At 63.8% G+C, this 13,929-nt stretch carries 13 protein-coding genes; all 13 read right to left on the reverse strand.

The genetic code is table 11. From position 1 onward, the window contains the following. Positions 1–4: 4 nt before the first annotated feature. Positions 5–967, reverse strand: a complete 963-nt coding sequence (locus KHO31_RS25270) for a hypothetical protein (protein WP_201078731.1) — start codon at positions 965–967, stop codon at positions 5–7. A gap of 75 nt (positions 968–1,042) precedes the next feature. Further along, positions 1,043–2,944 carry a formyltransferase family protein gene (locus KHO31_RS25275; protein WP_201078729.1) on the reverse strand — a complete coding sequence of 634 codons (1,902 nt, stop codon included), beginning with the start codon at positions 2,942–2,944 and terminating at the stop codon, positions 1,043–1,045. Between the two features lie 98 nt (positions 2,945–3,042). Beyond that, positions 3,043–3,519, reverse strand: coding sequence for a hypothetical protein (locus KHO31_RS25280; RefSeq protein WP_201078726.1), 477 nt, complete (start codon positions 3,517–3,519; stop codon positions 3,043–3,045). 80 nt (positions 3,520–3,599) lie between these two features. Further along, positions 3,600–4,412 carry a phytanoyl-CoA dioxygenase family protein gene (locus KHO31_RS25285; RefSeq protein ID WP_201078724.1) on the reverse strand — a complete coding sequence of 271 codons (813 nt, stop codon included), beginning with the start codon at positions 4,410–4,412 and terminating at the stop codon, positions 3,600–3,602. Next, on the reverse strand, positions 4,406–5,092 hold the full coding sequence (locus KHO31_RS25290) for an SDR family oxidoreductase (RefSeq protein ID WP_201078722.1): 687 nt from the start codon (positions 5,090–5,092) through the stop codon (positions 4,406–4,408). The genes KHO31_RS25285 and KHO31_RS25290 overlap by 7 nt, the downstream gene beginning before the upstream one ends. A 23-nt stretch (positions 5,093–5,115) precedes the next feature. Next, positions 5,116–6,030, reverse strand: coding sequence for a cupin-like domain-containing protein (locus tag KHO31_RS25295; protein WP_201078720.1), 915 nt, complete (start codon positions 6,028–6,030; stop codon positions 5,116–5,118). A gap of 344 nt (positions 6,031–6,374) precedes the next feature. Further along, the gene (locus KHO31_RS25300; protein WP_201078718.1) at positions 6,375–7,085 is read right to left on the reverse strand and encodes a 4'-phosphopantetheinyl transferase family protein; all 711 of its coding nucleotides are present in this window, start codon (positions 7,083–7,085) and stop codon (positions 6,375–6,377) included. A gap of 503 nt (positions 7,086–7,588) precedes the next feature. Further along, a complete protein-coding gene (locus KHO31_RS25305) occupies positions 7,589–8,272 on the reverse strand; it encodes a hypothetical protein (RefSeq protein ID WP_201078716.1) in 684 nt (227 codons plus the stop codon). 554 nt (positions 8,273–8,826) lie between these two features. Beyond that, complete coding sequence (locus tag KHO31_RS25310) at positions 8,827–9,621, reverse strand: TIGR04255 family protein (RefSeq protein ID WP_201078714.1); 795 nt, start codon at positions 9,619–9,621, stop codon at positions 8,827–8,829. Between the two features lie 187 nt (positions 9,622–9,808). Continuing rightward, positions 9,809–11,731, reverse strand: a complete 1,923-nt coding sequence (locus tag KHO31_RS25315; protein WP_201078712.1) for a phage integrase family protein — start codon at positions 11,729–11,731, stop codon at positions 9,809–9,811. Between the two features lie 8 nt (positions 11,732–11,739). Beyond that, positions 11,740–12,771 (reverse strand): AlbA family DNA-binding domain-containing protein, encoded by a 1,032-nt coding sequence (locus KHO31_RS25320; RefSeq protein ID WP_211624359.1) that lies wholly within the window; start codon positions 12,769–12,771, stop codon positions 11,740–11,742. After that, the gene (locus KHO31_RS25325) at positions 12,746–12,943 is read right to left on the reverse strand and encodes an AlbA family DNA-binding domain-containing protein (RefSeq protein WP_211624361.1); all 198 of its coding nucleotides are present in this window, start codon (positions 12,941–12,943) and stop codon (positions 12,746–12,748) included. Before KHO31_RS25325 ends, KHO31_RS25320 begins: the two co-directional genes overlap by 26 nt. A gap of 283 nt (positions 12,944–13,226) precedes the next feature. After that, entirely contained in the window at positions 13,227–13,601 is a 375-nt protein-coding gene (locus KHO31_RS25330; RefSeq protein ID WP_201078708.1) for a hypothetical protein, read from the reverse strand. Positions 13,602–13,929: the final 328 nt, after the last annotated feature.

Here is a 13,929-nt window from a genome sequence, read left to right on the forward strand (position 1 = left end):
CCGCTCACCCAACCAGGGTACGGCGCAGATGCTGCAACATCTCGCCGTCACCGGGCGTCGCACCCCAGTACGGCGTCGTATTGACGTCGACGACGTACGGCACGCCGTTGTCGTCGATCACGAAATCGATCGATCCGAAATCCAGACCGAACGTTTCGGCATACACGACCGCCGCGACGAACACTTCGGCTGCGGGCGACTGAAGCGCGGCCATCGCGTCGGGGTCGATCGCGAGCTCGCGTGCGAGGAGATAGTCGTAGCGATCGCCGGCGTCTCGCATTCGGCGCACGGGCGTCGTCGCCGTGCCCTCGCATAGCACCACCGCCTCGCCCGCCAGATAGGTTCGATAGAAAAGGCCGTAGCGATTGTCGACGTATCGCTCGATCATCGCCTGATCATCGTCCCACCACGCGGCCGGAATCTGTTCGCGCGGCAGCACCAGATATCCGTCCTTGCCGTGCAGCGGCGACTCTACCGGCGGTGGCCAGCCCAGCGCCGCACGCACGTCCGGCGGCAGCGCCCACTCCGGATAGCCGCGGCTGTTCAGATTGGTCTTGACGATCAGAGTTTCGTGACCGAGCCCGTTTTGCGTCGCGCGCGTCGACGGCAAGCCAAGCTTCTCGTTGTGCGCCTGGATCGCCGTCTTGCGGATATCGGTGATCGCGGCGTTCCACGTCTCGATGCCGCGCGCGTGCAGCGCGGCACGCAATTCGTCGAATGGCCGCACGAAATCGGCGGGCATGCTCGTGTCGATATGGACGATCACGCGCCGCGGTTCGTCGCCCGAGGCGAGTATCCGCTCGAACGCTTCGTCAGCCGGCTCGGCGGGACGCACGTCCACGACTCGCAGACCGGGCGCGAGGGCGGCAATCAGATACACGTCGCGTATCGACCAGCGATAGATCACGGTATGGTCAGGGGCGCCGAGCGCCTGCGCGCGGTTCGCCTCGTCAACTCGGTCCGCCATCGAATCCTCCAGTCACTTTGATCTGCGTCTTCTACGTCGCGCGATGGATGTCAGCCGGATGTCGATGTCCCGCGCCTACGGGTCGTCGTTACGCGATGGAGTGCCTCGCGACCTCGTACCGAACCGTCCGTGGGCGCGTCGCGCGCCGGTCGGACATTCGGCGCTGTCGATCATCCTGTCCGCCAGACGACGCAGCATTGCGCGGCTCTGCGCGCCGGCATGGATATCGTGCGCGCGACTCAACACGAACCAGCGTGCACGCGGCCCGATACTCAATGTGACCGCGCCGGCGGCGACGCGATCGATCGGCCACGGCGCAATCGCGTAACGCGCGTCATCGTCGAGCACGTCAAAGACGGCCTGCATTGGCGCAACCGGAGCGATCTTGTGACGCATCGGCAGATCGTGGCCATGCGCGCCCCAAGCGTCGATGCGACGAACGGTCCTCGCGAGACTGGCGAGGCGCCGGGAATCCCCGCACGTCCATGGCAGCGGCACGGTCACCGGCAACGCGGAGGCAATGAACGCGTCGAGGCCGCGCGCGCGCTCACGCATCCCCGGTGTGCGAAGCAGCACCGAACCGGTGCGTTGTCCTGCGTGCGGACGCAATTGCGCAAGCAATGCGTCTAGCAACACGAGTGCTTCCGATGTCCAGCCGTCAGGCAGTAATTCGGTTAAGTCGTGCCGGCGAAGATTGACTCCATGAACGGGTAATCGGACTTTCAATCCCGCAGGTCGGGATCGCGTTGCGTGCAACCACGTGAAAGGCTGGCCGGTGCCTGATTGCCGCGGCAAGCTGCGTTCCCTACCGGCGACCGCATTGTTGCTTTGCCGATTGCCATTGCAAATGTCCGCGTTGCCGTTCGCGGCGCTTCGGACACGCTTGATCGTCCGGACAAATGTGGGCACGGATTCCTTCCACGCCGTCACGCAGAAGCCTTCGTGCGTCGCGAGTTCGCACGCTATCGATTCGAGCCGCACGGCGGTCGCGACTGACGCGACGGGCAGCCGCTCGCCACCCGCAGGCATCGAGGAATCATCCATCGCGTCCCGATATCCGAAAGCACTGACATCGACCGTACTGCGTCGCAAGTCCACGCGCCACGCATCAATTGAAGCCGCAACCCACGCAAGATCGACCGGCACCCCATCGTGCGTCAGCAGGTGCGTGATCACAATGTCATCGGTTCCCGTTGCGACGCGAAGCCCCATTTCGTCGCACGCGAGTATGGTTCCGGGCGTCGCCCCGGATGAAGATCCGGCGATACGCAAGTCGCCGGGTATCAGGAAGCGCTCGCGCCACGCGATCTTCGGAAGTTCGAACGAATTCACGATCGACCCGCGAGTCAACGCCCGCACGGTCCGATCGATTTCCGCGGCCGGTCTGTCCCAGCGGATCAACCCGCCGCCGGGCGGCTTGCGATGCAGCGGATAGTAGGTTCGTTGCGATGCGTCCTGAGGCTGGCGCGTGAACCGTCCGCTTTCGAGATCGTCAATGATCGTGTCGAAACGCTCGAGCGCGAGGCTCTGACAGCGTCTGTTGAGCGTTGCCGCCGTGTCGTCGGGCGCGATGTCGAACGACGCCGACGCGAGCACGGCGCCGGCGTCGATGCGGCCGGTCATCATGTGCCACGTCATTCCGTGCGTCGTCTCGCCGTTGAGCAACGCCCACGAAGTCGCGAACACACCGGCATAACGCGGCAGCGGCGCGTTATGATAGTTGATCGCCAATATGTCAGGTAGGTCGAGCACGTTCGCATCAAGAACGCTGTCGTTGATCACGCTGAATAGAACGTCGAATCGCCCGATTTCGCATGCCATCCTGACGAACGAATCGACATCGGGAAAACAGCGCAACCCTCGATCGAAAGCCCACTTCGCCACGGCCGGACCACGCCCCACCACGGCCGCGACCTGGTGCCCTCTTGAAATCCAGCGTTCAGCGCATTGAATCGTCAGCTCGGCGCCGCCGATCACACAGCAACTCAACGCAGTGCATTCGAGCCCTGTGCCCGCCCTCGGGGTCCGACCGTGCAAAGCGTCGGCCGGCCCGTCCGTGCACAAGTGCGATGCGCTCACGCCTCGCCAGCTTTCTCTTTGGGTGCGAATGCGATATCGAGTTGCTCCTGGAACACTTTTTCGACGAGATCGCGATCCATGTTCTCGGCCCTGCACTGCTGCAGCGTGCGCCGCATCGTCGTGGCGAGATCCAGTTCGCCGGGAACCATGCCGGCGCGCGAGCCAAGCGTATCGATACGCGCATGGAGTTCGCGGAGCACCCGGATCACGTCGACGCCGAAGCCGAACATGTGCTTCCCGCCTGCCGCCACATTGACGGGCCGGCCGAAAGTCTGCTTGCCCGCGGCGGCTGCGAATACGTCGACCGGCCGGCCGAATGTCTGCTTTCCGCCGGCTGCGACGTCCACCACGCGTCCGAACGACTGCTTGCCGCCCGCACGAAAACGTTCGAGATTACCGAGCAGATATCGGAGCTGATCACGAATCGCCATGATGTCGATCGTGGATGCAAAACGCGTACTTTGGTGTCCCATTGTTGTCTCCTGACGGACCGGCCGTACCGTGGGTGAATTGAGCATATACACCCGTTTAACCAATAGCAAACAGCGTCTGCTTAATATTCAACGTTGAATTGGCGATCGTTCAGTGACATTAAGATTGCACGCTCGACAAGCGATAGTTCGGCCGAATTGCGGCGCAAATTAATCGGTTCCTTAAGCGCAATACAACGATTGGCGGCAATTCGAATCGATTTACCGACGTTTGGGCTGCGCGCATGCACGAGATGCGGGTGCATCCAGAGCACGTCGCCGGTGCGGCCCGTGGCTTCCGCGACAGGAAGGCCGACGATGCCCTCCGATAACGCACGCAACTCCGCATAGGACAGACCGGCAGGCTCCGCCGCCGCCAGCGCACGACTCACCAGCCGATGCGACCCGACGCGCAGCGCCGTGCCGCCTCCGCCTGGCGTGATGTCTGTCAGCATCTCGATACCGACCAAACCCTGCTCGCGTGAAGTCAGATGGTGATGAAAATGAGTGCCGTCGACATGCCATCCGGTCGCCGGCGGTGCCCACGGCGGTGCGTGAAAGCCCGGAAAGCGCAGCGCGATCCAGCCATAGCCCCATCGCGTGCTCCAGCGGCCCGCGCCGACCAGATCGTCGACCGAGGCCTTGAAGCAATCGGTGAACATCTCTCCGATCGGACCTTCCTCGATGACTTCCTCCACTTGCACCCCCATGCGCTGCCAGGTGCGCGGATCGTCGGGACGTTCCGCGAGGCGCGACCAGACGGCGGGCAGCAGTGCGCGCGCCGTGCTCGCGCTGAAGACGTCGCGCACGATCACATAACCGTCGCGCACGAAGCTGTCGGCTTGCGCGCGCGTCAGGACCTTGTAGTGCGCATCGGGAAGATCGCTTTCTACCATGGAATCATCGCGCCTTCCGGTCCGTAGAATCCGCCCGAATGTTCCGGCGTCAGTGCGTCGATCACGCGTACCAATGCGGCTGCGCTTTCGGCCGGGACCAGCGGCGCCCGCGCGCTGCCGATCGCGGTTTGAACCCAACCCGGATGCAGCGCGGCGCAGATCAGGCCGTACTCTGCGAGATCGGCGGCCAACGTCTTCACTAGCATGTTCGCCGCGGCTTTCGATGCGCGATACGAGTAGCGCGTCCCGGCGCCGGCGAGCGCGATGCTGCCCATCTCGCTGCTGATCGCGATCATCGTGCGCCGATCGCTCTTCAGCAGAGACCCCAGGAAGTGCCGGGTCATTGTGAGCGTGGCGTAGGCGTTCACGCGCATCGCCATTTCCCAGCCTTCGTAACTGAGATCCTCGAGGCCGACCGGCGCAACGCCCGCGTTATTGACGAGCACGTCGATCGGCGTGTCGGCCATGTGTGCTGCGAGGCCCGCGATGCTGCGGTCGTCGGCGACGTCCAGCGCAAGCACGTGCACGCTCGGGCCGATGCGGTACTGCAGTCGAGCGAGTTCCAATGCGTGCTGCGGCCGGCGGCATGTCGCGAACACCTGCCAGCCGTCTTCCGCGTAGCGTTCGGCCAGTGCGAATCCGATGCCGCGACTCGCGCCCGTGATCAGTACCCGTCGCATGTCCGGTCCGCGTCCTTCGAGCGTCAAGCCGAGGCCAGGTCACTGTGGCGACTGAAATTTCGCCACTTGCGTACATGCCGGAACAGGTATTTGCGGTACGGCTTCATCAGCAGGCTACGCCGCGCGATCGGGAAGCCCCACCGCGACAAAGGCGCGTCCCAGAATTCGACCAATACCGCGCAAGGCTCGAGCGCGACTGTGTAGTGCCACCAGTGCGTCGGGATGTAAAGCGAGTCGCCGGGCCGCAACTCGACTTCGTATGGCGTGGCGTGAGCGAACTTCGGGTAGCGCTTCAGGTCGATCGCGTCGATACCGAGTTCAAATGGAATTTCGCTGCAGAAAACCGCTTCACGCTCGTCGAACCACGACAGTCCCGAGCCGATGAAACGACGAGGATACAGAAAGCGCGTATCGCTCGGATGGAACAGCACGAATCGCTTGCGGCCGCTCAGCAAAGTGGCAACGGCCTCACGGCCGTTGTGCCAGTGCATCCCGCGAAAGAAGCTGATGAAGAAAGCCTTGCGCGGACGTTCGCTGAAGAGGGCCGGCAGCCGATCGATCTCGCTGGAGTGCTTGAGAAAGTCCGGTGTACGCCAGCGCTCCATGACAGGTGTTAGCGCCTCTATCGGCAACTGGCAAATCGAATATCGCTGCGTGGCGGGACTGACGACATTGCGCGCGCGCGTAATCGCGTCGCTGAAGTGCATCTGTCGGATGACGAACCGATCGCCGATGGTCGGTCCCGAGTCGCCCCAGTCATATACCGGCACGTCGATACGACCGGCGATATCGGTAATCTTCTCGAAGCTCCATTGATTCAGATCATCCGGCGTGAGCGCATCGGAGATCACAACCGGACGTCCGCGCTCGACGAACTGTCGGCGAAACGTCTCTTCATCCGGACACGCGATGCGTTCAATCTGCTTTGCAGCGGACATACGACGCCTCCGGATGCATTATTGTCTCCCAATACTAGGCGGTGGATGTGCGAGCCGCAAGAAACGCCGCGCGTACTTTATCTGGCGAAATCCTTTTTTTTGCAGGCGGATTTGTGATTTTTTTAGCCGTCGCATGCGATTGCGCGTACACGCGGCGCGCCAACTCATCCGACTGGCCGAACGACCGGTAACGGAGCAGTTGCACGCAATTGCGCCGACACGCTTGGATCAAGTCACCGGCCAGTCATGCAGCCGCACCTGATCGGTGCGGCGCCAAGTATACGGGCATTTAATTCTTCGGAAAAAGACCGGGAATCCGCGGCGAAATGATCGGTCGGGACCACTTATTCACCGAACGCAACGCAGCCCACATAGTCGTCGAAGTCGTCGAGCCAGTGAAACTGCAGCGCCCCAGCCGCGGCTACCGACTCGTGCGTGACGCGCGAACGCTGCCGGCCGCTGCCGCACGGATCGACCGAAACCGCGCGCAGATGTTCGGCGATGCCCATGCCAAGCGCCTTCAGCAACGCTTCTTTCGCCGTCCAGCAGCGGAAGAATGCGTGCACCGGAGACACGTCGACCACCGAATCGATCCTGCGTCGTTCGTCTTCGCTGCAAACGAGATCACGCAGTGAATTCAAATCGTACGTGCTTTCGATCGCCTCGATGTCGACGCCGACACGCAGAGTGTCGGACATCGCAATCAATACATGCGGGCCCGCGTGCGAGACGTTGAACGACCGATTCGGGTGCCGTTCCAGCGTCGGCCGTCCGAACAGACCGGAATCGAAGCGCAACGCGGCCGGCGCTTCACCTGTCCGCGCGCCCAGCAGCGCACGCAGCGTGACGCGTGCTATCGCGAAACGTAGCCGGTCCGCGTGCCGAACGTAGCGTCGCGCGCGCTCGACTTCGTCAGGATTCAGGCATCGAGCAAGCAATATCCACGCCTCCGGATCGTCGGGAACGCCGACGTGCCAGACTTCAACGTCGTCGGGCCACCGGCCTTCAGCCGACACCGGGGAGACCGCAAGCGAGAAACAATGGGCTTCAATCACCGCGCAATATCCATCGTGGTTGCGGTGCCAAAGCTATCACCTGCGAGTCCATCCGTATATCGGCGACTTGACGCAATCGGCTGCAAAAGGAGCAAAAAATGTGCACTCCGTCTTTCGACGAATTTGCGCCTTTTCAAAGCATCGTCTCGCAGAATCTGGAAAAAATTCATACAAAAATATTCCATTTATCGCTGATGGCCAATGCACCGCGAAGCAACCGTCAGTGGAAGACAACGGAAGGAATTCGTATTGAGCGAAGCCGGCGCCTATCTGCAGCAGGTCCGGCGCTGGCGCGTGGAATACGGCCTCGCGACGCTCGATCAGATTAAGGCTACGCTGAAAAGGTCACCGCCGTTGTGTCCATTCGCAGCACGTGGGCGTGCCCTAGCCTAGCGCCGTACAGCGCGACTTTCAACCGAACTTCGTTACAGCATAGGCCGCACGAGCTCGCCGACGGCGCAGCCCGTGAGCCCTAGGAAAAGCCAAGAGCCAAGACAAGCCAGTTACGGCTTTGCGGGTGCAAGGTAATTCTGTTGCTTCCGTGACAGCGCGAGAGGCAAGCCGCCATTTTGCGCGAAAATGACGCATTGATGCGCATCTCGATCGGCCCTGATCGAGATCGCGTCGGCATCATGCTCGGCTTGCGTAATGATACCGCGGCTCAAGCAGTTTTCGCTTTCCTTTAGTTCCGCATCCAGCCGTGCAATCTCAGCTTCCAACGCTCTGATAATTACGAACGTGTTGTTCCGATACTTGATCGATTCAACATCATTTAACTGCAAAAGCTTTTCCGTGTGCGTCCCATTGGATGACCTTGGTTCGATGCGCCCGGACTTGACATTAAAACGAAGGTGATCCGCCATCTCGTGATCGCAGGGGTTGACGACATATGGGCCCGCCTTTTCGTCAGTGGGCCAATCATCATTCTTGCGGCTGTTGCAGCTCCCGCAGCAGTAGTACAGGTTCCCGTATGAGCAAAGCAGATGCCCGAAGCGCGAGTCCCCTTTCGGCTTGTAGTGGTCGACGCCGAAGTTCAAATTCGGTGAGCTACTGTCCGGCTGCCGGCAGTACACGCATACCCGCGAAAATTCCGCCTGCAGCCACCGTTTGTAAGTCTGATAGTGCTTGTACGTCGGCGGCCCAAATTTACGAACGTGTTTTGACTTTGGATATTGAAAAAGGCTCATGGACCAGCGTGGGCTGCTTGATTCCTTGCACGTCTTTCCTCGCGAATCCGTGCGCGTTCTTCGCGAGCCGCTATACCTTGCTCGAGTTGTTCAGTGGCCGTCGTGAGAGCCGCGACCTGATCCATCGACACACGCGGAGCGATCTTTAAGAGACGCTCGTTCAACATGTCCAACCTCAAGGCCGTTTCCGTTTGGTGCGGGCCTTTGGCGTACTGCCTAGCCATCAATATCACGCGCTCGCTCGCTATACGTTTGACTTCGTCAGTCGGGGTAACCACCTCGGCATGGCCGGCGGCCCCAGCGGCGGCTTCTTTAACCGTCGGTGTCGGCGTCGCGGGCAACGATGCCGGGGCATTCAGGATCGGGGTTGCGCCACGCCCGCCGGTCCGTGCCGAGAAAGCATTCGCGTAGCCGGTCCGCGTATTGGTGAACTGCGTACCCTGAACCATATGCGGTCGCCCCCGCACCCCGGATTCGGGTGACGCGAAGGAAGCCCATATGGATCTCGGGTTCGCCGGCTGGTTTGCAGTTGTGAAATTACTCATGGTTCTCACTTACGCTTTCGAGAGCTTCGATGCCGACAGGTACTCGCGTGCCGCATCGCCGATTGCCCAATCAAAGACATTGAATGCCTGTACGTGCATCGCATCGATCGCCGACGCCGTGTCGCTAATTTTCACGCCGTTGCGAAACACGTCAACGTCCAACAGGTATTCGGGCCACTTGAATTCCGCAGCATGTCTGCCGGTCTGTGTCTGTCTCGGCTGAATCCCGTGCTGAAGCAGACATCCCCCGTCTTCCGCCACCAAGTTTAGTCTCCCAGAATATTCCTGAACACCGGTGAAATAGTTGGAAAGAAGCGGCGAAACGAGTTCCGGATTTACCCACCCCCCCGTCACTGGGTCAGTGTCACCATCGATCACGTTGATGTATCGAAGCCCCACCCGTGTGAAGAAGTCGGAATCGATGACCTTTGAAGCGGCTTCGACAATGTGCATCACCCGATCCTTCAGATGAGCGTAATCGGTGTAGGAGATGGTTTCGATCGAAAAAGCATTTTCCTTGATGGAAACCGTCCATGTCAGCTTTTCCGATCGGAAGATGTGCTTGTTGATGGACCCGGACGCCTCACCACCAAAGTTGATCTGCACTTCTTTGGCCAAATCGAGATGCGGGTACTCCTTTCTGAGCGCGCTAACGAACGAGGGCGGTGGCCGTGGGCCGCCGAGTTCCAAGAGTGTCGGAAAGCGGAACTCACAGACAGCCTGCCGCAAGAAATTTCGCCTGTAGCGGTCGACGTTCTCAGAACGGACAGCTACCAGGGAATCGGCGTTCCACACTGAGTCCATGTTTGTCACTATATGAAATGCAGATGGCGTTGGAATGCTTTTGATTCTGCCACGCAATGAAATCTCCGTCATGCTGTACCGGTACTTTTTATCCTGCAGTGTGGTGACGAGGTCGACGTACGTCTACCGATGGCCGTCTCGAAAATCACAATTTACTCGCCGCTGAACGCGGCATCGATCAGCCGGGTCAGGCAGGATTGACCGTTACATCCGAATCGTCATCTCCAGCGTAATAGCGGGCGGCCGCCTCGAGCATGCGCTGCTGGCCGGCGCGCACGTAGATCGAGGTGGTCTGCAGCGACGCGTGGCCGAGGACCTGTTGCACGACGTCGACCGGCATGTCGCGGGCGACCGCGCCGGTTCCGAAGGTGTGCCGGAACGCGTGGGCAGAGGCGCCGGTGAGCCGCACAGTGTCGTCGGGCGACAGATACCCCTGCCTGGCCAGCGTCGCGGCGAGATCGCGCACCGCCGCCCGGACCAGGCGGGCGAGCGCATCGGCCGTGTACGAGGCCTCGCCACCGCCATGCCGGTCCTGCGCCGCGCGCGTGCCTGGAATCACCAGCGGCGCGACCAGCGGCCCGCCCGCCCCCGCCGCATCGAAATCCCGCCCGCGATCGGCCCAGTGCACGCGCAGCGCGCGCACCGTCGCCGCACTCACGGGCACCGTGCGCTGCCGGCGCCGCTTGCCGATCACGGTCAGGGCCCACACCGGTGCCCTGCCCGTCGAAAACGGCGAGAGCCGCAGATCCTCCCGGCGGGCTGCTGCGGCTTCGGCGCGGCGCAGACCCGAGTCCCCCATCAGCAGGATCGCCGCGCGGGCGATGCGCCACTGGCGGACATCGTCGCGCTCCTGGTCTGCCGCATGGCCCACATCGGCCGCCCGGCAATGGGTCTCGAGTGCACGGCGCACGGTCGCCCACAGCTGCGCCGGCAACGCGCGCTCGACCTGCACCGCGACCTCGCGCGTCACGGTCACCGGATCGGTCACCGCGGCCCACGGATTGCCGGCCAGATAGCGGACGTCGACGAGCCACGCGAACGCCGCCCGCAGCACCCGCACCGCATACGCCTGGCTGCCGGCCGACAGCGCACCGGTGAACGGTCGCCAGCGCCCGCCCGCGCGCGGGCGTTTCGGCCCACTGAACGCCGGCGCCGGGCGCGCGAGAAAATCCTTGTACGCCTCGCAGTCCTCGACCGTCGCCGACGACACCGCAACGCCACGCACGATCACGGCCCACAGCACGAAGCGCTCGAGCTCGCGCGTGTACGCGCGGCAGGTCGCCAGGCGGTCGCGGTAGCGGTGTAAATAAGCATGGATCGCCGCGAGGTCGTGCGGCGCACGGATGAACGCAAACGCGCCCGCGCGGTTGGTCCCTCGATGGGTATCATTCCCACCGGAGAGCTCCGCCGGCACTGCGAGCCGCTCGAACGGGGCGAGCCGCGGCGCCTCCGGCGGCCCGCCGATCACGACGACGGTCCCCTGCCCGCCGCCCTGCCCTTCACCCTGTCCCGCGGCCACCGGCGCGAGCTCACGCTCGTCGACGTCGGCGTCCACGCGTGCGCCCAGCGTCGCCTCGTGCCGGCGCAGCCACGCGACGATGGTCCGCGCACGCAGCGGGCCGATGCGCGGCACCGACCGCCACCAGCTGCCGCCGTGCCGGTTGCACCAGTCGATGAGTTCCTGCAGCGTCGAGATGCCCTCGGCCGTCAGGCGTTGCGCGACCAGCGGCCGGAACCACAGGCCGACGCCGTGCGCCGGAGACGGTGTCGCGGCCGCCAGCTGCGCGGCCTGCTCGACCATGCGCAGCGTGACCGCGGTCAGCCTGGCGCTGCCGTGCCTGCGGATCGAGGTTTTCAGGTGCTCGGCGAGCACGCTCGAGCCGTTGAGCAGCGCGAGGCGCACCAGCTCGTCGCGCATCGCACCCAGGTAGCGCGCCATCGCCTCGGACGTGGCCGCGTGCGGGGCCTGATCCGGATCGTCGGCGTCGTAGTAGCGCCGCGCGATCGCCGCCGGCTCGATGCGCTGGACGAACGCGCGCAGCGCCGCGAAGTCGGTGCGCGTATAGGTGCGCGGCGGCGGGACGGTGAGCGTTTGCGGGAGGTTGGCCATGTCGTGTCTCAGTCCGGGTCCGCCGCCGCAAAATCCGTCCGCGTGTGCGCCACGCCGACGGCATTCCACAGCACGTCGAAGGCGGGGCGCAACACGGTCAGCGGATCGGCGCCGAAGTCCTCGAGGTAAACCGGCGGGGCCGTCAGCTGCGAGAGGTGCGCGGGCAGCGCCGGATAGGCCCCCCGCCCCTGGTCGGTTTCGTAGCCAATCCGGGTGCCCGGCGGGAACAGCCAGCTGAGCATCAGGTACGCCGGCGGCGCCACATCGAGCGCGGCCAGCGTCTGAACGATCGCCGGCACGCCGCGACGGACGAGAGGTTTTTCGTACAGCTCGGGGAAAAGCGACTCGCCGTTCGTGTCGTCCGCCGGCGAACGGAAGAGCAGATCGCCGTACACCAGTTCGACGGCGCCGTTGCGGTAGAGCTGCGCGTAGTCGCGTCGCGGGTTTTCACGATGTGGCAGACAGGCGACGCCATCAAGGTTGACCTGCGGGCGCAGCGAATGAGCGTCGCCTGCCTGGCGCAACGCGTTGCCCGCAACAGCCAGCGCATCGACGCCGTGCGCGTCCTGACGCGAAAACGCCGACACCGGCACCACGTGACAGACGCACAGGGGTCCGTCGAGTTGGGGGAGCGGGTTCTCACGCCGTTCAATCCGGCCAAGCGCATCGGCACAGAAAGCGCGGATGTGCTCGCCGAGGGCCGTGCCCGCGGCGAACGCGTGGCGGATGCCGTGAATGTCCATGGGTTCCTTGCCAACCGAGGTGCGGGCGTAGAAGTGGTTGTCTTTCGTCACGCGATGCGGCGCGGCCGGGCTCGGCGCGACCCGCAGCACCACTACATGGCCCCCATTCGCCAGTGGCACCGGATGCGCGTGCAGGCCGCCGCTCACGCGCGGCTCGAGCAGGTCGCGCAGCGCACTGGTCAGCGCGAGCAGGTCCGCGTCGAGGTTCGCGAACTGGAGCGGGACGATTTCCGCCGCGGCGCCGCCCTCCTCCCGCATGCCGAGGACGAGGTCACCGCATGCCGAGGACGAGGTCACCGCCGAGCGAGTTGGCGAACGCACACACGTCCTTCGCGAGCTCCGTGCGCGCGTCGCGGTCGGCGGGCCAGTCGCGCTTGTAGTCGAGCGTGCGGCTTTCGCGCACGCCGTGGTCGATCAGGGCCTGCAGGTCGGCTTCGGTGACGGCGTCGAGCCGCGCGTGTGGGATCAAGATCGGGCTCCGGATGAATAAATAAGGGTAAACCCCTATCATTGGTGTGACGTAACACGTTTTCCGCTGATTATAGGTATTAAAACGCTGTCTGCTAATAACAATTAGCAGACAAGGCCAGCGGCGACAGAACGGTCCCGCCGGCGCCGTGATCCGGCCGCGACGCCACAGCGACGCCGCCCGGCGCCCCTGCCCCACTCGTGTCATCCTGCGGCCCGGCGGGTCTCCGCCCGCGGCCGCGGGAGGATCTGCCGGATCGCCACCAGATGGCGCTCGCCGACGTTCAGGTGCGCCGCGCCGCGGGTGACGGCCGCCCGTACTGGCCACGGCGGCCGCGGCCCGAGAGCTGCCGGCACAGGTGCGAGACGTACGGCTCGCCCGGCTGGCCCGGCCCGATGCAGGCCTGCGCGGCCGTCCACTGCAGCAATAGTGAGAGTGCCGAACAAACGGAATCTCCCTGCGTCATATCGTGGACGAACTTGCCGTGACCGAGCCCGTCCTGAGCGTTCTCTGCGAGAAGGACGCGCGCGAGTTCGATGAGGTCGTCCAGATTCGGATCGTGCTTGCGCGGGCGCTCGTCGGGGCTTCTGCCCGCTGCCCAACGGGCCGGGAAATTCCGCGCGTGCGGCCAGCAGTTACGCCCAGACCCAACTGCCACGATGCGGTCGACCCGTGGGTGGCCACGCATCCGGAATCGCAGGCCGTGCGGGGCTGGCTCGCTGTGGTCACCGACGGGCCGCAGTTGCTCCTCTGCGCGCACTCGGTTATCCGCCTTGCGGATGGAGGGCTCATCGACGTCACTTTCAGCGAGCACGAACCGGCGCTGCCGTTCGTCCCGCACCCGTGCGCGGCAGCTGACTTTTTTCGTTCCTGTGCGCGGCGCGGCCGGCGCACGAGCTGCGCATCAACATGCGCCGTGGGGCGGCTGCGCCGTGAGCGAGCTCGCCGCTAAACTGCTCCCAATCTTGGCGGGCCCCCACTGCGTT

Source organism: Paraburkholderia domus (genome assembly GCF_905220705.1).
In the GTDB taxonomy this organism is placed as follows: Bacteria; Pseudomonadota; Gammaproteobacteria; order Burkholderiales; family Burkholderiaceae; genus Paraburkholderia; species Paraburkholderia domus.

Bases quoted from the DNA above. Each gene is read 5' to 3' on its own strand.
- KHO31_RS25270 (WP_201078731.1), bottom strand. From the start codon at position 967: ATGGCGGACCGAGTTGACGAGGCGAACCGCGCGCAGGCGCTCGGCGCC.
- KHO31_RS25280 (WP_201078726.1), bottom strand. From the start codon at position 3,519: ATGGGACACCAAAGTACGCGTTTTGCATCCACGATCGACATCATGGCG.
- KHO31_RS25285 (WP_201078724.1), bottom strand. From the start codon at position 4,412: ATGGTAGAAAGCGATCTTCCCGATGCGCACTACAAGGTCCTGACGCGC.
- KHO31_RS25290 (WP_201078722.1), bottom strand. From the start codon at position 5,092: ATGCGACGGGTACTGATCACGGGCGCGAGTCGCGGCATCGGATTCGCA.
- KHO31_RS25295 (WP_201078720.1), bottom strand. From the start codon at position 6,030: ATGTCCGCTGCAAAGCAGATTGAACGCATCGCGTGTCCGGATGAAGAG.
- KHO31_RS25305 (WP_201078716.1), bottom strand. From the start codon at position 8,272: ATGAGCCTTTTTCAATATCCAAAGTCAAAACACGTTCGTAAATTTGGG.
- KHO31_RS25310 (WP_201078714.1), bottom strand. From the start codon at position 9,621: ATGGACTCAGTGTGGAACGCCGATTCCCTGGTAGCTGTCCGTTCTGAG.
- KHO31_RS25315 (WP_201078712.1), bottom strand. From the start codon at position 11,731: ATGGCCAACCTCCCGCAAACGCTCACCGTCCCGCCGCCGCGCACCTAT.